The organism is Allobosea sp. Root483D1, assembly GCF_001429505.1.
Classification (GTDB): Bacteria; Pseudomonadota; Alphaproteobacteria; order Rhizobiales; family Beijerinckiaceae; genus Allobosea.
In genome coordinates this window covers 1,231,588-1,250,381 of record NZ_LMJW01000001.1, presented here as the reverse complement: position 1 = coordinate 1,250,381, position 18,794 = coordinate 1,231,588, and the positions used below count along the sequence as shown (strand labels likewise).

Genomic DNA, 18,794 nt, shown 5'->3' with positions numbered 1-18,794 from the left:
GCGTCTCCCGTCTCGCCTTAGTGCCGGAAATGGCGATGGCCGGTGAAGACCATGGCGAGGCCGGCCTCGTCGGCGGCCTTGATCACCTCGTCGTCGCGCATCGAGCCGCCGGGCTGGATCACCGCGGTGGCGCCGGCCTCGGCCGCGGCGAGCAGGCCGTCGGCGAAGGGGAAGAAGGCGTCGGAGGCGACGACCGCTCCCTTCGCCAGGCTCTCGGGCGCGCCGGCCGCCCTGGCCGCTTCGCCCGCCTTCCAGGCGGCGATGCGCGAGGAATCGACGCGGCTCATCTGGCCGGCGCCCACGCCGACCGTGGCGAGGTTCCTGGCGTAGACGATGGCGTTAGACTTGACGTGCTTGGCGACGCGAAAGGCGAAGCGCAGATCGGCGAGTTCCGCCTCGCTCGGCTGGCGCTTGGTCACGACCTTGAGCTCCATGTCGTCGACGACGGCGTTGTCGCGCGCCTGCGCCAGGAAGCCGCCAGCGACGGTGCGCAGGGAAAGGCCGGCTTTGCGGACATCCGGCAGGCCGCCGGTCAGGAGCAGGCGCAGGTTCTTCTTGGCGGCGACGAGCGCGATCGCCTCCTCGTCGGCGTCGGGAGCGATGATCACCTCGGTGAAGATCTCGACGATCTTCTTCGCTGCTTCCGCGTCAAGCTTGCGGTTGAGCGCGACGATGCCGCCGAAGGCCGAGACCGGGTCGCAGGCCAGCGCCCGCTCATAGGCTTCGAGCAGCGAGCCGCCCTCGGCGGCGCCGCAGGGATTGGCATGCTTGACGATGACGCAGGCAGCAGTGCGGGCCGGGTCGAACTCGGCGACGCATTCGAAGGCGGCATCGGTGTCGTTGATGTTGTTGTAGGAGAGCTGCTTGCCCTGGACCTGGCGGGCGGTGGAAACGCCCGGGCGCTGCTCCGGCGTGCGGTAGAAGGCGGCCCATTGATGCGGGTTCTCGCCATAGCGCATGGTCTCGGCGAGGCTGCCGCCGAGCGCGCGGAAGGCCGGCGAGGTATCGCCGAGCTCGCCAGCAAACCAGTTCGAGATCGCCGCGTCATAGGCGGCGGTGCGCGAATAGGCCTTCTGCGCCAGCTTGCGGCGCAGTGTCAGCGTGGTCGCGCCCTTATGCGTCTCGAGATCGGCCAGCACGGCGGCGTAGTCGGAGGCCTCGACCACGACGGCGACGTCGTTGTGGTTCTTGGCGGCGGCGCGGATCATCGCGGGGCCACCGATGTCGATGTTCTCGATGCAGTCGTCATAGGGCTTGCCGGCGGCGACCGTCGCCTCGAACGGGTAGAGGTTGACGACGAGGAGGTCGATCGGCGCGATGCCGTGGCCGAGCATCGAGGCCTGGTGCTCGGGATGCGAACGGATGGCGAGCAGGCCGCCATGCACCTTGGGATGCAGCGTCTTGACGCGGCCGTCCATCATCTCGGGAAAGCCGGTGAGATCCGAGACGTCGGTGACGGCAAGGCCGGCCTCGGCGATCGCCTTGGCGGTGCCGCCGGTCGAGACCAGGGCGATGCCCATGCGGGTGAGGGCGCGGGCGAACTCGATCAGCCCGGTCTTGTCGGAAACGGAAAGCAGCGCGCGTTCGACGCGGCGGAGTTCGTTCGGCATGGGAAGATCAGGTCCGGGTTGATGAGCGCGAGGCGCGGAATACTTGCGCGCGCCCTATCACGACCGGGCTTTGCTGCAAAGCACAACACGCTGCAACTTTGCTCTGCGGAGAGCTCAGAGCGGCAGGTCGGGCTCTGCTTCAGCCGCTTCGCGTTGGGCCGCTTCGCTCCGGGCGGTGCGCTGCGCCGGCGTGCCGAGGCGGGCGAAGCGCCAGCTGATCTGCGGCGTCGCCACGGCGTCGAATTCGATGACGAGCTGCACCGTCTTGTGGCGCCCGTCTGCGGCGGCGAAGAAGATGCTCTCCTCCAGCCCGACTCGCAGGCCCGAGGCCTCGAAAGCCCAGATCTCGCCGGAGGGCAGCGCCAGCAGCACACCCTCGCCATCGCGGATCAGACTCGGCTTGACATTGGGATGCAGGTGGAAGCGCGCCGCCGCCGGCAGGCTCGCCAGCGCGGCGGGCGAGCTGAGCTGATCCTCGCCGACGAGTTCATTGCCATTGCGGGAGAGCAGCAGGCGGCGGGTGTGGACGATGCCGAAGGCGCGCCGGTAGCCGTCATGGCTGCCGACCCATTCATGGCCATCCTCGCTGTCCTGGCGGGCTACACGGACATCGGCCGGCCCGGCGGTGATCCGCCGTTCGCCGAGAACGAGCCCGAACACGGCGCTTGAGCGATCGTCCAGCGTCACCGTCGAATGAGCGGCAGTGGCGCGGGCGGCGAGCCTGAGCTCCGGCGTGCCGAAGCGGCTGGCGCCGCAATTCACCACGATGCGTTGCGAGCCGGTCGACAGTTCGAAGGAGAGGCAGCCGGCATGGGCCTCGATCGAGTTGGCGCCCCGCGGCGGCGGCCCGGCCTCGACGACGACGATGCTGGTACCGGCGCTGAGCCGGTCATAGCCGGAATAGGCGGCGTGCTCGATCGGCCGGGCACGGACATCGTCATAGGCCGCGAGCGTCGCCATCAGGTCGGGCGGTGTCGCGTTCATGCCGTTGAACAGAGCCAGCGCGCCGTCGCCATGCCGGAACAGCTTGAGATGCGGCATCATCCGGTCGATCGCCATGATGATGGCGCGCGGCGGTTCCAGCCCGCGCGCGGTGAAGGTCTCGCGCAAGGGCAGGAGATCGAGCAGCAGGTCGATGATGATGCGGGGATTGCGGCTGAGATGGCCGCCATCGGGCAGGATCTGCTGCTCCAGTTCGTCGGAAAGCGCCACTTCATAGCGGCGCAGCCGTCGCTCCTGGCCGTCGAGGCAGATGGCGGCGAAGCAGATCGCGATCAGGCATTGCAGCCGCGCCGCGCCCTCGACGGCACCGGAGAGAGCGAGCTGCAACCGCTCGGCCGTCTGGGCGACATGGCGGATGAAGCGTTCATAGAAGGCATGGTCGGCGCCTTCGAGCAGCAGGGGAGAATGCGACAGGAAGGACATCAGCCGGCGGGCGATCACGGCCGGGCGCCGGGCGATCTCGTCGCGGTCATGCCGACGGGCGATGAACTCGTCGACGAGGGCGCGGGCATTGGCGCGGGCGATCGCCGTATCGGCAGCGCGTAAGTGGCGCAGCCAGACGAAGCCGTGCAACCCCTCGGACCAGGCCTCGCTCGGCGCTGCGACCAGGAAAGGCGATTCGCCATGGCAGTTCACGGTACGGCCGGCGAGGGCGAAGTAGCCGGCATAGATGTCGCTTGCCGTGGTCGGGTCGGCGGTGCGCAGATCGTGCGGGGCAAAGAGCAGGCGGCTGGAGCGCAAGCGGCCGAAGGGCCAGAGCGCGCGCTTGGCACCGGCGACCTGGCCGCGCGTGCGTCGCGCCGCCCTGCCGATGGCCGCCCGTGCCAGGCCTCCTCGCTCCGACCAGCCGTTCAATGAATTCTGCTGCCTCGCCGTCCCACCGCCCCCATGAGGAGGCGAATCCCGATCAAGTCATGATCTTATCAGGCGACATGCATAAAATCCCGCCCATCCTGAGAGACGCGGCGTCTCGCCGGCGAGCTGATGCGGCAGCGTACGCAATTCGCCTTGCGGCGTCAGCGCCTCGGCCTGGCCGCCGATCTCCTCGGGCTTGATCGGATCGCGTGCGAAGCCCGGCGTGCGCGCCAGGAAGTCCTCGATCTGCGCTTCGCCTTCCTCGTGCTCCAGCGAGCAGGTGCAATAGACCAGGCGCCCGCCCGGCCGGGTGAGCCGCCCCGCCTGGTCGAGCAGGCGCGCCTGCAGGGCGGTGAGCTTGGCGATATCCTCGGGTCGTTTGGACCAGGCGACATCCGGGTGGCGCCGGATCGTACCGGTGGCGCTGCAGGGAGCATCGAGCAGGACGGCGTCGAACGGCTCCGCCTCGTAGGTCGAGGCGTCAGCGGTGACGACCTCGGCCTGCAGCCCGAGCCTGTCGAGATTGGCCTTGAGCCGGCGCAGGCGTGGGCCGGAGCGGTCGACCGCAACGACCTGCGCACCCGCTTGCGCGAGCTGCACGGTCTTGCCGCCCGGCGCGGCGCAGAGATCGGCGACGCGCTCGCCGGGCCGGGCATTCAGGAGATGGGCGGGCAGCGCGGCGGCGGCGTCCTGAACCCACCATTCCCCCTCGCTGAAGCCCGGCAATCCCGTGACGGCCTCGCGCCCGCGCAGGCGCACCGAGCCGGTCGGCAGGACGATGCCGTCGAGCTTGCCGGCCCATCCAGCCGGGTCGGATTTCACGGTCAGGTCGAGCGGTGGCTCTTCGGCATGGGCGGCGGCGATCGCCATGGCGACATCGGGGCCATATTGCGTTGTCCAGCTCTGGCGCAGCCAGTCAGGCGTGTTGGCCAGCGGATCGAGATTGGCGAGGATCGCCTCGCGTTCGCGCGCCAGCCGTCGCAGCACGGCATTGCCGAGCGAAACGTAGCGCGACGAACGAGAGTCCTCGTGCAAATGGCGGATTGCGAGATCGACCGCGGCGTGGTCGGGCACGTCGAGGAAAAGCAATTGGGCGGCGGCAGCGACCATGATCGGCTCGAAGGGGCCGGAATTGCGCGGGCTGCCGCGTTCTAGCCTGGCGCCGACCACCTGGCGGATCGTGCCCAGGCGCCGGAAGGCGACGGTCGCGATCGCGCGCGCCAGCCCGGCATCGGCCGGCTCCAGCCCGGCCGTCGCAGCCATCCGCTCGAAGGTCTCGTCCAGCGCGGTGCCGGCGCGCAGCACCTCGTCGATCAGCGTAGCCGCCAGGCGGCGCGCGGCGAGACCAGGAGCATCATCAGCCGACCCGCGGTTTTCGTGAGGAGCTGCCATCTCAGCCCCAGGGCCCGGGCTCGCGCCCGCCGGCGAAAGGATTCTGGCTCGCGCCGCCGACGAAGCCGCCCCGGCCTGCGCCGACGCCCATGGCGCGCGCCTGCTCCATCAGCGCGGCGATGCGGTTGCCGGTGTCGGGGTGTGTCGAGAACAGTGAATCCATGCCACGGCCTGAAAGCGGGTTGATGATGAACATGTGCGCCGTAGCAGGCTTCGCCTCGGCCGTCTCGTTTGGGATGTGGGAAACGCCGCCGGCGATCTTGGCGAGCGCGTCGGCGAGCGCCACCGGGTTGCCGCAGATCTCGCCGCCGATGCGGTCCGCCTCGTATTCGCGCGAGCGCGAGATCGCCATCTGGACGATGCTCGCCGCCAGCGGGGCGAGGATCATCAGGGCGATCTGGACGATGGCGTTGGGGCGATTGTCGCGCGAGCCGAAGAACATGCCGAAGGAGGCCAGGGTCGAGATCGCGCCGGCCATGGTGGCGCTGATCGTCATGGTCAGCGTGTCGTGGTTCTTGATGTGGGCGAGCTCGTGCGCCATCACGCCGGCGAGCTCGTCATAGGACAGCGCGCGGATGATGCCGGTCGTCGCGGCGACCGCGGCGTTTTGCGGGTTGCGGCCGGTGGCGAAGGCGTTCGGCTGGTCTTCCTGGATGAGGTAGACGCGCGGCATCGGCATATTGGCGCGTTGGGCAAGATCGCGCACCATGCCGTAGAGCTCGGGCGCGCTGCGCTCATCGACCTGCTGGGCATTGTAGGCGGACAATGCCAGCCGGTCGGAGTTCCAGTAGCTGAACAGGTTGGTCGCGACCGCGATGCCGAGCGCGATCAGCATGCCGCCAGCGCCGGCGAGCAGATAGCCGACCACGCCGAACAGCGCGGTGAGCGCCGCCATCAGCATGCCGGTACGGACATAGTTCATCGAGAATCCCTTCTTGCCTCCGTGCTCCGGCGCGGAAAGGCTCGCCGGAATGCGGTTTCGTCCCTATGTGGTGGGGATGGTGCCGATCCTGCAAGAGAATGGCCGATCATGAGCGCGCAGACGAAGGCGGATGAAGCGCCCGCAAAGGAATTGTCGCCGGCAGCGCAGCGTGCGCTCGCGGAAGCGCAGGCGCGGCGTGCGGCGATCGACGCCAAGGCCGCCGAACTCAAGCAGCAAAGAGAGATCGATGGGCGCGGCGGCCTTGAGCCGGTGCGCTATGACGATTGGGAAGTGAAGGGCATCGCCAGCGATTTCTGAGCCGTGCGGCCGTGACGGTTGCCAAGCGAGCCGCGGCCGGCCAAAAACGATGCGATTGCAACGGCTTTGATCCAGCATGAGTGACAACAAGCGCATCGAGGCGCTGCGGCGGCTCCTGACCGAAGCATACCAGAAGCTTGGGCTGAAGCTCGGTTTCTCGCTTTGGGACGGCTCACGCGTCCCGGCTGATTGGCCGGCGGACGGGCTGATGATCGCCATCCGCGATGCCGGCGTCGTCGCGGCGCTGCTGCGCAAGCCGAAGCTCGATACGCTGCTGCATCTGCATGTCTCCGACCGGATTGCGATCGAGAACGGCACGATCTTCGACCTTGCCGCGGCCCGGCCGGACGGCAAGGTCGGCCGGCTGGCGCGCGGCATCTCCAAGGCGGGGGTGTTCGATGTCGTCAGGCGCTTCATCTTCGCGCCGGGCAGGGCGCCGCAGGCGGTCGAGCACATCAAGGGCGACGAGATCGCCCGCGACGGCAAGCCGGCGACGAACAAGGCCAATATCGCCCATCACTACGACGTCTCGAACGCATTCTATCGGCTCTTCCTTGACGAGCGCATGGTCTACACCTGCGCCTATTTCACCGAGGACCATGACGATCTCGAACGCGCGCAGACCGACAAGCTCGAGATGATCTGCCGCAAGCTGCGCTTGAAACCGGGCGACAAGCTGCTCGACATCGGCTGCGGCTGGGGCGCGCTCGTCTGTTACGCCGCCCAGCATTACGGTGTCGAGGCGCATGGCGTGACGCTGGCGGAGGAGCAGCTCAAGCTGGCGCGCGAAAAGGTCGAGGCGCTCGGCCTGACCGGCAAGGTCACGCTCCATCTCAAGGACTTCACCCAGATGGAGGGGCAGTTCGACAAGGTCTCCTCGATCGGCATGTTCGAGCACGTCGGAATCCGCAACCATCCGACCTATTTCCAGGCGGTGAACCGGCTGCTCAAGCCGCGCGGCCTTTACCTGCATCATTCGATCTCGCGGCGCGCCAAGAAGACCGACAAGGCCTTCAACAAGATGCCGGCCGAGTATCGCGCGCTGGTGCGCTACATCTTCCCGGGCGGAGAGCTCGACCATTTGGGCATGTCGATCGCCAATCTCGAGCGCTACGGCTTCGAGGTCCACGATGTCGAGGGCTGGCGCGAGCACTATCAGCGCACGACGCGGCTGTGGTTCGAGCGGCTGAACGCGAACAAGGCGGTAGCCGAAGCGGAAGTCGGGCCGGAGCGGACCCGGATGTGGCTGCTCTATCTCGCCGGCTGCTCGCTCGCCTTCGAGAGGGGCGGGGCGCTGATCAACCAGACGCTGGTCTCGAAGCGGCGCAAGGGCCCGTCGGGCCTGCCGCTGACGCGGGTCGATCTCTATCGTTGAGCGCGGCTACGACAGGCGCAGCGCGAGCGGTCGGTCGCTGAACGTCACGGCGCCAAGGCCTGCCTCGGCGCGGGCATAATGCAGGGCATCGTCCCGGCTGCGGAAATAGCCGCCGCCGCGGCCATGCGTCTCGACCGCGATCCAGTGGCCCTCGCGGTCGCGTCCGATCTTGAAATGCGGACGGGTGCTTGAGGTGGCGATGGTCGGCATGACCGCCTCAAAAGAAGCCGATCGTGGTGCCGAAGGCGAGGCCGGCACCGAAGACGATCATCGAAGCGAAGGCGGCCTCGGCGACGGTGAAGAGCGTCTGGGCGTGGCCGGACAGGACGGAGCGGGACAGCGTGAACATCGAAACCCCCCAAAAGGTGGATCCTGGATGTTCCGGTCTTGCGTCGTTCTGCGCAGTTTTCGCGGCTCTGACATGCGAATGGCGCCCGAGGGGGCGCCATCAGGTCGGGCTCCGTGGCCAGGCTTATTTCTTTACGAAGGCGTCGAGCTTGCCGTAATGCTCGGCGAGCAGATAGTAGAAGGTCAGGCGCGACTTGGTCTTGTCGGCCTTCATGTGATCGCAAGTGGCCTTGACGCTGGCGTCGAGGTCGGCGCTCTTCAGGCCGAGCTTCTTCTTCAGGAAGTTCTCGCGGACGCGCTCGAGTTCGGCGGGGTCGGAGCAGGCGACATAGCGTGTATCGGGCTTGCTCATGACCAGTGCATAGGCCTTGCTCATGCCGGCGAACGCGGCCTCATTCAGAGGCTTCTTGGCGAACTTCTTGACGTCGGCGAGATGATCCATCGGGTACCCCTCTGAAGACATATCGGTTCGAAAGGCGCGCTGGACTCAGCGTTACGCCTTCGAAAACGATATCCGGCTTTTTCTCGACAAGCGAGAGGTTCCGATACGAAAAGCCCCGCGATTCCTCGGAAGAAATTGCCGAATCGGCGGCGGTGCCGGGATGCGTCGGTGCTCAGGGCATCACGACGACAGGTGTCCCCATCCGGACGCGGGCATAGAGATCGATCACGTCGCTGTTGTGCATGCGAAAGCAGCCATAGGAGGCGGCGGTGCCGACCGAGCGCGGGTTGTTGGTGCCGTGGATGGCGTATTGGCCGCCGGGGCCGAGGCCGATGACGCGCGCGCCCATCGGGTTGTTCGGCGCTCCACTGGGGATCACGTCCGGCAGTCGCGGATTGTCGCGCTTGACCTGGGCCGGCGGGCTCCAGGCCGGCTCGACCACCAATTCCTCGACATATTTGACGCCGCGCCACTGCTTGCCGGCCTTGCCGACGGCGATGGTGTAGCGCAGCGCCTGGCCGGGTGCCGCGATGTAGTAGAGCTTGCGCTCGGCGGTACGGATCAGGATGGTGCCGGGCTGGTAGCGGTAATCGGGGAAGTCGACGATCTCGCGCGCCTGGGCGGGGCGTACCGCCAGCAGCATCAGCAGCGAAATTGCCGCTGCGATGATGAAATCGATCGGTCCGTGCCGGCCTGCCATGGGCTTCTCCTTGCGCATCAGAACGCTTCGGAGGCGGATTTGGGCGGGTCGCCGGTGAATCGGGGGTTCAGCAGCATGGTGAACCCTCGATTCAGGATGAATCCGGACTTAATCGCGGGCGTCTCAGGCGATGGCGCTGCCGAGCGCCAGCATCGCCAGCAGCAGCGACAGCAGGGCGGCGAGGGCGAGGTCGATCGGACCGTGCGGAATGCTCATGACGGATACCTCCGGCGCCGCGATCCGATGTCCAGCGGCACCTGCCTCGTCATGACGGAACCGGCTGGTACGGTCCACAAGCGACGGAGGCTGGCGTGAACGGCTCGTTAAGTGCTCCCGCTGCGTTCGCTGAAAATGCGCGTCGTGAGGCTGCGTTCAGGCCTTCTCGACCACGAGCGTAGCGCCGTCGACGCGCACGACGCGGATCTCCGCACCGGCGAGCAGCTCGGGACCGGTGACGCGCCAGGAGGAATCGCCGACGCGGATGCGGCCCTCGCCGCCGGTCATGGTCGCTTCCAGCTTGAAGACCTTGCCGATCAGCTGGCGGCCGCGATCGTTCAGGCCCGAGGCGGCGTCGGGTTCATCGCTCCGGCGACGCGTAACGGCGCGGCCGGCAAGAACGCAGGCGACAGCGAGCGCTGCAAAGATGAGCAATGCACCCTGCCAGGCGATGCCGGTCAGCCCGATGACGGCGCCGGTCAGCAGGGCGGCGAGGCCGAACCAGAGCAGGAAGATGCCGGGCGCCAGCATCTCGCCGCCGACCAGGACGAGCCCGAGCACGATCCAGGCCCAGCCGCCGAGGGAGGCGAACCAGTCGAGCATGATCAGCCCTCCACGGAGCGGCCGGCCGCGGGAACGGAGCCGACCCGACGATTCGCCACCGCCTCGTCACCGAACACGGCCTTGGTCAGCTGGGCGATGCCGCCGACGGTGCCGGCGAGCGCTGCGGCCTCGATCGGCACGATCACCACCTTGCTGTTGGGAGCGCTCGCTATCGCCTTCAGCGCATCGGTATAGCGTTCGGCGATCAGGAAGTTGGCGGCCTGGATGTCGCCGCGGCTGATCGCCTCGCTGACCATGGCGGTCGCCGCCGCTTCGGCCTGAGCCGAGCGTTCGCGTGCCTCGGCGTCGCGGAAGGCGGCTTCCCGCCGGCCCTCGGCGGCGAGAATCTGCGATTGCTTCAGACCTTCGGCCTTCAGGATTTCGGCCTGGCGCATGCCGTCGGCTTCCAGCACGGCGGCGCGCTTCTCGCGCTCAGCCTTCATCTGGCGGTTCATCGCACCGACGATATCGGCCGGCGGCAGGATGTCGCGGATCTCGATGCGGGTGACCTTGACGCCCCAGGGCGAAGCCGCGGCGTCCATGACGCGCAGCAGCCGCTCATTGATCTCGTCGCGATGGGAGAGCAGCTGGTCGAGGTCCATCGAGCCGACCACGGTACGGATATTGGTCATGGTCAGGACCACCAGCGCCTGATCGAGCGCCGAGACCTCGTAGCGCGCCTTGGCTGCATCGAGGACCTGATAAAAGGCGGCCGCATCGATGCGCACGCCCGCATTGTCCTTGGTGATCGCTTCCTGCGAGGGAATGTCGAGCACCTGCTCCATCACATTCACCTTGTGGCCGATCCGATCGAAGAGCGGGATGATCAGCCCGAGGCCGGCACCGAGCGTGCGCGAATAGCGGCCGAAGCGCTCGACGGTGAAGTTGTAGCCCTGTGGCACGGTGCGCACGCCGAGCGCGATCGCGATGACGACCGCGACGACCAGCATAATCAGGGCGACCGTGGCGATATCCAAACCTTGCGAGCCCATCTCGTGCCTTCTCCAGTTTCGGCGCAGCAGCCGTTCATCATACCGATCTTTGCGAAGTTCTGATGCAGGCTCGCCCCCGCCTCACTTCTCCAGATATTTGACCACGCGCCACATCATCTCGCCGACGGTGTTGCACTCCTCGTCATTGAGCACGCCCATCATCGCCTCGATCTTGTTGGTATGGATCGCCAGCGCCTTGCGGGTCAGCGTCTCGCCTTCCGGTGTCAGCCAGAGGCGCCGCACCCGCCGGTCGGTGTCGTCATTGCGGCGCTCGATCAGGCCGCGTCGCTCGAGCTCGGGCAGGAGCATGCTCATGGCGCTGCGGCCGACGAGCAGCTTCTCGGCCAGCGCTTGCTGGGTCAGGCCGGGGGTACGGAAGACGTTGGCGAGCACATCGTAATGGGCGAGCTGGATGCCGAGCGGGGCCAGCGCCTCGGAGAAAACCTTCTTCCAGAGCTGGTGCATGCGCGCGACGGCGAGCCAGTTCTTGAAGCGTGGCAGCTCCCACGGCAAGCGCGATCCGCCGGTGCCTTCCGGCCCGTCCGCAGTTTCAGAAATCGGCTCTTGCATTTTGTTCATGGCTGAACATAATAGTTCAAGACTGAACGAACAGGGTTTCCGATCATGCCAAGCGCAGCCCTTCGCGTCATTCGCCCTCTCGTCCGTATCGGCAGCTTCATCGCTCCACGCACCGCAGGGCGAGCCGCCTTCAAGCTCTTCTGCACGCCGCCGCGCCAACCGGGTCCACAGACCCGGACCGGCAAGGCGATCGTCGCCGCCCGCTCCCGGCTCGCACCGGCCATCAAACAGGCGGTATCCTACCCGTGCGGGACGGTCAGCACCTATCTGTTCGAACCGGAGCCTCGCTTGCAAGATGGCGATGCGCCCGCGCCGACCGTCATCCTGCTCCATGGCTGGAACAGCGAGGCGGCTTTCATGAGCGCTTTCGTCCAGCCGCTGCTGGCGCAGGGCTTCCGCGTCGTCGCCTATGACATGCCGGCACATGGTGCCTCGACCGGGGCCGAGCTCAACATTCCGCTCGGCGTTGCCGCGCTCGCCGCCGTGGCCCGCGTCTTCGCGCCGGTGCATGCGATCGTCGCCCATTCCTTCGGCGGGGCGATCGCGCTCGCCGCGCTCGCCCGTAGCGTGCCGGGCCAGCCGCGGGTCAGGACGAACCGGCTCGCTTTGGTCGCGGCGCCGTCCTCGGTCACGACGATCACCCGCAATTTCGGCGCGACGATCGGGCTCGGCCGGCGTGGCCAGGCGGCACTGGAGCGGCACATCCACAGCGTCGCCGGCAACCCGGTCGAAGCCTTCGAGGGTCGCGGGCAACTGGAGACGATCGGCCTGCCGACCCTGGTGATCCATGACCGTCAGGATCGCGAGCTCGATTTCCACCATGCGCAGGCGCTGGCGGCGGCGGGGCCATTCGTGATCCTGCAGGAGACGAACGGACTCGGCCACCGGCGCGTTTTGCAGGCAAAGCAGGTGGTCGAGGGTGTGACGCGGTTCGTGGTGGGGTAGCCGCAGCCGTCATTCTCGGGCGGAGCGAAGCGCAGACCCGAGAATCTCGGAAACGTCAGGGTGCCTTCTCGGCATGAGATGCCCGGGTCAAGCCCGGGCATGAGGAAGAACCTAGAGCCAGCCCATCAGCTCCCGGCGGACCACGGCCTCGATCACCTGCATGCCCTCCTCGGAATCATTGAGGCAGGGCAGATAGGCGAACTCCTTGCCGCCATTGTGCATGAAGATCTCGCGGTTCTCGACGTCGAGTTCCTCGAGCGTCTCGAGGCAATCGGCGGAGAAGCCGGGCGCGACGATGGCGAGGGACTTGGTGCCTCCTTGCGCCAGCGCCTTCACGGTCTCGTCGGTGTAGGGCTGCAGCCATTCGTCGGGCCCGAAGCGCGACTGGAAGGTCAGGCGGAAGCGCTCCTCGGGCAGACCGAGTTTCTCGCCCAGCAACCGGGCGGTGACGGCGCACTGGCAATAATAGGGGTCGCCCTTGAGCAGGTATTCCTTCGGCATGCCGTGCAGCGAGCAGAGGATCACCTCCGGCTCGAAGCTGAGTTTGCCGAGCGAGGTCCGGATCGAGGCGGCGAGCGCGTCGATATAGGTCGGGTCGGCATAATAGGGATGGGCGACCCGCACCGTCGGCTGCCAGCGCATCTCCATCAGCGCGCGAAAGGCGTGATCGCAGGCGGTCGCCGAGGTCGGCGCGGCATATTGCGGGTAGAGCGGGACAAGAAGAATGCGGTCGCAGCCCTGGTCGAGCAGGGCCTTGAGGCGGCTCTTCACATCAGGCCGGCCGTAGCGCATTGCCCAGTCGACCGTGATGCGGTCGCCAGCCTCGCCCTTCAGGCGCTCGGCGAGTTTCTCGGTCTGCGCGCGCGTGATGGTCTTGAGCGGGCCCTCGTTGCGCTCATTGTTCCAGATCGAGGCGTAGTCCTTGCCTTTCCGGCCGGGGCGCGTCGACAGGATGATCAGGTTGAGGATCGGCCACCACTTCCAGCGCGGCTCCTCGATGACGCGGCGGTCGGAGAGGAATTCCTTGAGATAGGCCCGCATCGGCCGGTAGCTCGTACCCTCGGGTGTGCCGAGATTCATCAGCAGCACGCCGATGCGGCCGCTCTTGATGGTTGCGTGGTCGGGCGGCAAACGGGGCTTGAGGCTCATCACATCCGCTTTCGTTCGGCTGTGATTTAGACGAGTTACGGTTTTCGTCCAGTCGGGGCGTGCGGGGTGCGACACTGCGTAAGCGGGGGTCTCGCAAGCCGGCTAGGCTCTTGCTAGTCTTCGACCAAATCAAAACTCTTGGACCAAATCAAAACCACAGGGGTTCGCGCCGATGACCAAGATGACCCGCCGCCATGCGCTTCGCGTCCTCGGCGCTCCCGCAGCCCTCGCCGCGACCGCGCCCGTCGCCAAGGCACAGACGCCGGTAGCGAGCTTCACGCTGCTGCTGGTCAACGACATCTACAAGATGAGCGATGACAAGGGCAAAGGCGGCTTCGCCCGGGCCTCCGGCATCGCCAAGGCCGAGCGGGCGCGCGGCGTGCCGGTGCTGTTCTGCCATGCCGGCGACTGCTACTCGCCCTCGCTGATGTCGGGCTTCGACCAGGGCGCCCATATCGTCGCGATGCAGAACAAGATGGGCCTCGACGTCTTCGTGCCTGGCAATCACGAGTTCGACTTCGGCAAGGAGAACTATCTCAAGCTCACCGCGGCCCAGAGCTACCCGACCTTCGCGGCCAACCTGCGCGATGCGGCCGGCAATCCGCTGCCGGGCCACAAGGATTCCCAGGTCTTCGAACTGGGTGGCATCAAGGTTGGCGTGATCGGCACGACCTATGATCCGACGCCGCAGCTCTCCAATCCCGGCGACCTGAAGTTCTCCTCGACCATGGAGGCGCTCCGGCGCGAGGCGCGCAAGCTGAAATCGGAGGGTGCCGACATCCTCGTCGGCGTGGTCCATGCCGACCGGGCGATGGACTACCAGATCGTGCGCTCGCGCGTGGTCGACATCCTGCTGACCGGCCACGACCACGATCTCGCCATCGCCTATGACGGCAAGGTCGTGATGGTCGAGTCGAACGAGGAGGGCAATTACGTCACCGCGATCGACGTCGCCGTGAAGGTGTCGGGCGAGGGCGCCGGCCGCCGCGTCGAGTGGACGCCGACCTTCCGCGTCAACGACAGCCGCGCCGCGACGCCCGATCCCGAGGTCGCCGCCATCGTCAAGGGCTATGAGAGCGAGCTGTCGAAGGAGCTCGATGTCGAGATCGCCACACTGGGCGCCCCGCTCGATTCGCGCACCAGCGTCATCCGCACCCAGGAAACCGCGATCGGCAACCTGATCGCCGATGCGATCAGGGCGGCGACCGGTGCGCAGCTCGCCATCACCAATGCCGGCGGCATCCGCGCCAACAAGCAGTATGCTGCCGGCCACAAGCTGACGCGGCGCGACGTGCTGAGCGAACTGCCCTTCGGCAACGCGACGTCCATGGTCGAGATCACCGGCAAGGATGTGAAGGACGCGATCGAGAACGGGTTGCGCGACGCCCCGCAGGGTGCCGGCCGCTTCCCGGTGGTGTCCGGCCTGACCTTCGAGGCCGACCTCAAGCAGCCGCAGGGCTCGCGCGTTACCTCGGTCAAGGTCGACGGCAAGGAGATCGACCCGGTCGGTAAATACACGGTCGCCACCAACGACTTCATGCTCTCGGGCGGCGACGGCTACACCGCGCTCGGCCGCGGCAAGACGCTGCTCGGCACGACCGACGGCAAGCTGATGGCGAACGAGGTGATGGTCTATGCCCGCCGGCTCGGCACGGTCGAGGCCAAGGTCGAGGGCCGGGCCGTCCTGAAGTGAGCGGCTTCCACGCGGCGCGGGGCGCCTTCCTGGCATCGCCTGCCTCTGCCTCCTGGCGCGATCTTGCCGTGTTCCGCGATGGCACGCTGGCGCGCGCCTGCACTGCCGTCGATGCCGAGCGCGCCGCCGGCCATGTCGTGGCTCCGGCGCCGGAACGTTTCCTGGCAGCGCTGGCGCTGACGCCGCTTGATCGGGTGCGCGTCGTCATCCTCGGCCAGGACCCCTATCCGACGCCCGGCCACGCCAACGGGCTCGCCTTCTCCTATGTCGGGCCGCCGCCGCTGCCGCGCTCGCTGGTCAATATCTACAAGGAGCGGGCCGAGGATCTGCGCCTCGTCGCTCCGGCCGGCGGCGATCTCTCTGATTGGGCGAAGCAAGGCGTGCTGCTGCTGAATACCGCGCTGACGGTTCGCGAGGGCGCGACACAGGCTGGCTCGCATCTCAAGCTCGGCTGGCGGGCGGTGACTGACGAGATTCTCGCGGCGGTCTCGCAGCGGCGGCCGCATGTCGTGTTCATCCTGTGGGGTGGCCCAGCCCAGGCCAAGCGCACCCTGATCGACGAGACCAAGCATCTGGTGATCGCCAGCGCCCACCCCTCGCCGTTGTCGGCACGGCGCGGCTTCTTCGGCTCGAAGCCCTTCAGCCAGGCGAATGACTGGCTGAAGGCGAAGGGGGAGGAGCCGGTCGCGTGGTAGGGCGCGAGGCCGTCATTCTCGGGCGAAGCGTAGCGTAGACCCGAGAATCTCAGGCAGAACGAGGCTCACGTTTCCGAGATGCCCGGGTCAAACCCGAGAACGGCGCCCGTTCCTCACCCCACCGGCCGCTCATCGGCGATGACCTTGCCGTCGTTGGGCAAGGCGCCGAGCGGCAGGATCTCGACCGCGCCCTTAAGCTTGGTCACCTGCTGCAGGGTCGAGGAGACCGCGTCGATAAAGCCGCTCGGCTCGGCGTAGATCTCGGCCTTCAGCGTCATCGTGTCGAGCTCGTTGGCGCGGCCGATGACGAGGCGGAGCTTGGCGATCTCGGCATGGCGGCGGGCGATCTCGGCGACCTGCTCGGGGCGCACGAACATGCCCTTGACCTTGGCCGTCTGGTCGGCGCGGCCGAGCCAGCCTTTGATCCGGGCATTGGTGCGGCCGCTGGCGCTGGCCCCGGGCAGGATCGCGGTCAAATCGCCGACAGCGAGACGGATCTGCGGGTGATGCGGGTCGAGATTGGTGACGACGATCTCGCCAACCTCGCCCTCGGCGACAGGATCGCCGGTGCCGGGGCGGACGATCTCGACGATCAGGTTCTCGTTCAGCACCATGCCGTCGCGCGCGCTTGTCTCATAGGCGATCAGGCCGAGATCGGCGATGGCGTAGAGCTGGTAAGCGTCGATGCCGCGCCCCTGCACCCAGGCCTGCAGCGAGGGCGGGAAGGCGGCGCCCGAGACGATGGCGCGCTTCAGGCAGGAGATGTCGACGCCGCGGCTGTCGGCGGCCTCGATCAGCAGCTTGAGGAAATCTGGCGTGCCGAGATAGGCGCTGGGCTGATAGGCGCCGATCACCTCCATTTGCTGCTCGGTATTGCCGGGGCCGGCTGGAATGACGGCGCAGCCGATGGCCCGCGCAGCCGAATCCATGACGAAACCGCCTGGCGTCAGATGGTAGCCGAAGGTGTTGAGGACGACGTCGCCCTTGCGGAAGCCGGCGGCGTAAAGACCGCGCGCCGTGCCCCAGGGGTCGACGCCGGTGCCTTCCGGCTCGAAGATCGGTCCTGGTGAGGTGAAGAGCCGGCCGAAGGAGCCGAGCGGCGAACCGACGAGGCCGCCGAAGGGCGGGTTGTCCTTTTGTAGCGCCGGCAGGTCGGCCTTGCGCAGCACCGGGAGCTTGGCGAGCGCGGCGCGATCGGTGACCGCAGTAGGGTCGATGCCCTTCAGATGCGCGGCATAGCCCGGGGTCGCCAGTGCGGCGGCGAGCACGTTGGGCAGTTTGGCGAAGAGGTCGGCCTCGCGCTGCGCAGGCGGCCGGGTCTCGAGATCGTCGTAGTGCTGGCTCATCGCTCGTGCCCCGGTGCGAACCTATCGGCGCAGAATGCGCAAGAAATTGAGCAACCCCATCAGCGACGCCGCGACATAGGTCATCGCCGCGGCCCGCAGCACGCCGCGCGCGGCGGGCATGTCGTCGGGGTGCAGGTAATTCTCATGCTGCAGGATCGGCAGCGCCTTGCCGAAGCTGGCGTCGAACTCGACCGGCAGCGTGACGAGATGGACGACGAGGCCGATGCCGAGCAAAGCCAGCGCCGCGCCGAACTGGAACAGCCCGATCGTCGGCACGCGGGTCAGGACCATCACCACCGGAGCGGTGATCAGGATCACCATCGCGACCTTGTCGACCATGCCGAGGAAGCGGGCCAATCCGGTGCGGATGCCGAAGAGCCGGCTGCCCTGCGCGTGCTGGACGGCGTGGGCGACCTCATGGGCTGCGACGGCGACGGCGGTGATCGAGCGGCCGTCATGGTTCCCTGGCGACAGCCGCACAGTGCGGGCGTCGGGATCGTAGTGGTCGCCGCCGGCGGCGGTGGTCTCGACGACGACCGAGGCCAGGCCGAAACGGTCGAGCAGATGGCGCGCGAGTTCGCCCCCGGTGCCGGGCAGATCGGGCCTGTCTGCGGCGTGCCTGTCCATTTCGTAGCGGACCCAGAATTGCGGACCGAAGATCACGGCGGCGAGCAGGAGGGCGATGACGAGGTAAAGCATGACCTGAAATGCCCTGCCGAAGCGGGCCGGACTATGACAGCCAGCGCTTGCGGCGCTTGTAGCTCTTGACCTCGCGGAAGGATTTCTTGTTGCCCTCGGCGACACCGAGATAGAACTCCTTCACGTCCTCGTTCTCGCGCAGCATCTGGGCCTGCCCGTCCATGACGACGCGGCCGGTCTCCATGATGTAGCCATAGGTCGCGTAGCGCAGCGCCATGTTGGTGTTCTGCTCGGCGACGAGGAAGGAGACGCCCTCGCTTTCGTTGAGCTGGCGGACGATCTCGAAGATTTCCTCGACGATCTGCGGCGCCAGCCCCATTGAGGGTTCGTCGAGCAGGATCATCTTGGGCTTGCTCATCATGGCGCGGCCGACGGCGCACATCTGCTGCTCGCCGCCGGAGGTGTAACCGGCCTGCGAGTTGCGGCGCTGCTTCAGCCGCGGGAAGAGCTCGTAGATCTTCTCGAGATCGCGCTTGATCGCGGCATTGCCGTCGCGGCGGGTGAAGGCGCCGGTCAGCAAATTCTCCTCGATCGAGAGATGGCCGAAGCAGTGCCGGCCTTCCATCACCTGGATGCAGCCGCGGCGGACCAGTTCGCTCGGCGACATCCTGTCGACGCGCTCGCCGTCGAAGACGATCGAGCCCTTGGTGACCTCGCCGCGCTCGGCCTTGAGCAGGTTGGAGATCGCCTTCAGCGTCGTGGTCTTGCCGGCGCCGTTGGCGCCGAGGATGGCGACGATGCCCTTGCGCGGCACGGTCAGCGAGACGCCCTTCAGCACCAGGATGACGTGATCGTAGATCACCTCGATGTTGTTCAGCGACAGGATGGTGTCGCTGGTCGCGGCCGTGGCGGCAGGTTTTTCGAGGGTGGCGGTCGACATGGCGCGCTCCGCTTTCGGATAGGACGACCGGGC

At 67.2% G+C, this 18,794-nt stretch carries 20 protein-coding genes; 5 read left to right on the top strand and 15 right to left on the bottom strand.

All coding sequences use genetic code 11. The features are described from left to right. Positions 1-17: 17 nt before the first annotated feature. The 4 genes from purH to htpX form a co-directional block, all read right to left on the bottom strand. The gene (purH, locus tag ASE66_RS05770) at positions 18-1,610 is read right to left on the bottom strand and encodes a bifunctional phosphoribosylaminoimidazolecarboxamide formyltransferase/IMP cyclohydrolase (protein ID WP_057188556.1); all 1,593 of its coding nucleotides are present in this window, start codon (positions 1,608-1,610) and stop codon (positions 18-20) included. Positions 1,611-1,724: 114 nt separating this feature from the next. Continuing rightward, positions 1,725-3,467 (bottom strand): heparinase II/III family protein, encoded by a 1,743-nt coding sequence (locus ASE66_RS05765; protein ID WP_057188555.1) that lies wholly within the window; start codon positions 3,465-3,467, stop codon positions 1,725-1,727. A 57-nt stretch (positions 3,468-3,524) separates the two neighbouring features. Further along, entirely contained in the window at positions 3,525-4,859 is a 1,335-nt protein-coding gene (locus ASE66_RS05760; RefSeq protein ID WP_057188554.1) for an RsmB/NOP family class I SAM-dependent RNA methyltransferase, read from the bottom strand. Between the two features lies 1 nt (position 4,860). Beyond that, positions 4,861-5,781, bottom strand: coding sequence for a zinc metalloprotease HtpX (htpX, locus tag ASE66_RS05755; RefSeq protein ID WP_057188553.1), 921 nt, complete (start codon positions 5,779-5,781; stop codon positions 4,861-4,863). 108 nt (positions 5,782-5,889) lie between these two features. Here htpX and ASE66_RS05750 point away from each other — a divergent pair, with 108 nt between their 5' ends. Both ASE66_RS05750 and ASE66_RS05745 read left to right on the top strand, forming a co-directional pair. Continuing rightward, positions 5,890-6,099: a DUF1674 domain-containing protein gene (locus tag ASE66_RS05750; protein ID WP_057188552.1), complete on the top strand. Its 210-nt coding sequence runs from the start codon at positions 5,890-5,892 to the stop codon at positions 6,097-6,099. Positions 6,100-6,175: 76 nt separating this feature from the next. Beyond that, positions 6,176-7,474 (top strand): class I SAM-dependent methyltransferase, encoded by a 1,299-nt coding sequence (locus tag ASE66_RS05745; RefSeq protein WP_057188551.1) that lies wholly within the window; start codon positions 6,176-6,178, stop codon positions 7,472-7,474. A 6-nt stretch (positions 7,475-7,480) separates the two neighbouring features. Here ASE66_RS05745 and ASE66_RS05740 read toward each other — a convergent pair whose 3' ends face one another. The 7 genes from ASE66_RS05740 to ASE66_RS05715 form a co-directional block, all read right to left on the bottom strand. Beyond that, positions 7,481-7,684 (bottom strand): hypothetical protein, encoded by a 204-nt coding sequence (locus ASE66_RS05740; RefSeq protein WP_057188550.1) that lies wholly within the window; start codon positions 7,682-7,684, stop codon positions 7,481-7,483. Positions 7,685-7,691: 7 nt separating this feature from the next. Beyond that, on the bottom strand, positions 7,692-7,823 hold the full coding sequence (locus ASE66_RS33660) for a hypothetical protein (RefSeq protein ID WP_274532934.1): 132 nt from the start codon (positions 7,821-7,823) through the stop codon (positions 7,692-7,694). A gap of 123 nt (positions 7,824-7,946) precedes the next feature. Beyond that, complete coding sequence (locus ASE66_RS05735) at positions 7,947-8,264, bottom strand: DUF2853 family protein (protein WP_200964545.1); 318 nt, start codon at positions 8,262-8,264, stop codon at positions 7,947-7,949. Between the two features lie 172 nt (positions 8,265-8,436). Next, positions 8,437-8,964: a L,D-transpeptidase gene (locus ASE66_RS05730; protein ID WP_057188721.1), complete on the bottom strand. Its 528-nt coding sequence runs from the start codon at positions 8,962-8,964 to the stop codon at positions 8,437-8,439. 372 nt (positions 8,965-9,336) lie between these two features. After that, the gene (locus ASE66_RS05725; RefSeq protein ID WP_057188548.1) at positions 9,337-9,783 is read right to left on the bottom strand and encodes an NfeD family protein; all 447 of its coding nucleotides are present in this window, start codon (positions 9,781-9,783) and stop codon (positions 9,337-9,339) included. A 2-nt stretch (positions 9,784-9,785) separates the two neighbouring features. Further along, a complete protein-coding gene (locus ASE66_RS05720; RefSeq protein ID WP_057188547.1) occupies positions 9,786-10,775 on the bottom strand; it encodes an SPFH domain-containing protein in 990 nt (329 codons plus the stop codon). A gap of 81 nt (positions 10,776-10,856) precedes the next feature. Beyond that, the gene (locus ASE66_RS05715) at positions 10,857-11,288 is read right to left on the bottom strand and encodes a MarR family winged helix-turn-helix transcriptional regulator (RefSeq protein ID WP_244494797.1); all 432 of its coding nucleotides are present in this window, start codon (positions 11,286-11,288) and stop codon (positions 10,857-10,859) included. Between the two features lie 111 nt (positions 11,289-11,399). On the opposite strand from ASE66_RS05715, the gene ASE66_RS05710 reads away from it, so the two are divergent. After that, complete coding sequence (locus ASE66_RS05710) at positions 11,400-12,299, top strand: alpha/beta fold hydrolase (RefSeq protein ID WP_057188546.1); 900 nt, start codon at positions 11,400-11,402, stop codon at positions 12,297-12,299. 111 nt (positions 12,300-12,410) lie between these two features. Here ASE66_RS05710 and hemH read toward each other — a convergent pair whose 3' ends face one another. Next, complete coding sequence (hemH, locus tag ASE66_RS05705) at positions 12,411-13,448, bottom strand: ferrochelatase (protein WP_057188545.1); 1,038 nt, start codon at positions 13,446-13,448, stop codon at positions 12,411-12,413. A 172-nt stretch (positions 13,449-13,620) separates the two neighbouring features. Here hemH and ASE66_RS05700 point away from each other — a divergent pair, with 172 nt between their 5' ends. Then, positions 13,621-15,141: a bifunctional metallophosphatase/5'-nucleotidase gene (locus tag ASE66_RS05700; RefSeq protein WP_057188544.1), complete on the top strand. Its 1,521-nt coding sequence runs from the start codon at positions 13,621-13,623 to the stop codon at positions 15,139-15,141. After that, positions 15,138-15,836 carry a uracil-DNA glycosylase gene (gene ung / locus ASE66_RS05695; RefSeq protein WP_057188543.1) on the top strand — a complete coding sequence of 233 codons (699 nt, stop codon included), beginning with the start codon at positions 15,138-15,140 and terminating at the stop codon, positions 15,834-15,836. Before ASE66_RS05700 ends, ung begins: the two co-directional genes overlap by 4 nt. A 113-nt stretch (positions 15,837-15,949) precedes the next feature. On the opposite strand, the gene ASE66_RS05690 is transcribed toward ung, so the two are convergent. The 3 genes from ASE66_RS05690 to ASE66_RS05680 are packed head-to-tail and all read right to left on the bottom strand — an operon-like array spanning position 15,950 to position 18,761. Further along, positions 15,950-17,182, bottom strand: a complete 1,233-nt coding sequence (locus tag ASE66_RS05690) for a phenylacetate--CoA ligase family protein (RefSeq protein WP_057188542.1) — start codon at positions 17,180-17,182, stop codon at positions 15,950-15,952. Between the two features lie 21 nt (positions 17,183-17,203). Continuing rightward, positions 17,204-17,881 (bottom strand): zinc metallopeptidase, encoded by a 678-nt coding sequence (locus tag ASE66_RS05685; RefSeq protein WP_057188541.1) that lies wholly within the window; start codon positions 17,879-17,881, stop codon positions 17,204-17,206. A 31-nt stretch (positions 17,882-17,912) separates the two neighbouring features. Next, positions 17,913-18,761: an ABC transporter ATP-binding protein gene (locus ASE66_RS05680; RefSeq protein WP_057188540.1), complete on the bottom strand. Its 849-nt coding sequence runs from the start codon at positions 18,759-18,761 to the stop codon at positions 17,913-17,915. Between the last annotated feature and the right edge of the window lie 33 nt (positions 18,762-18,794).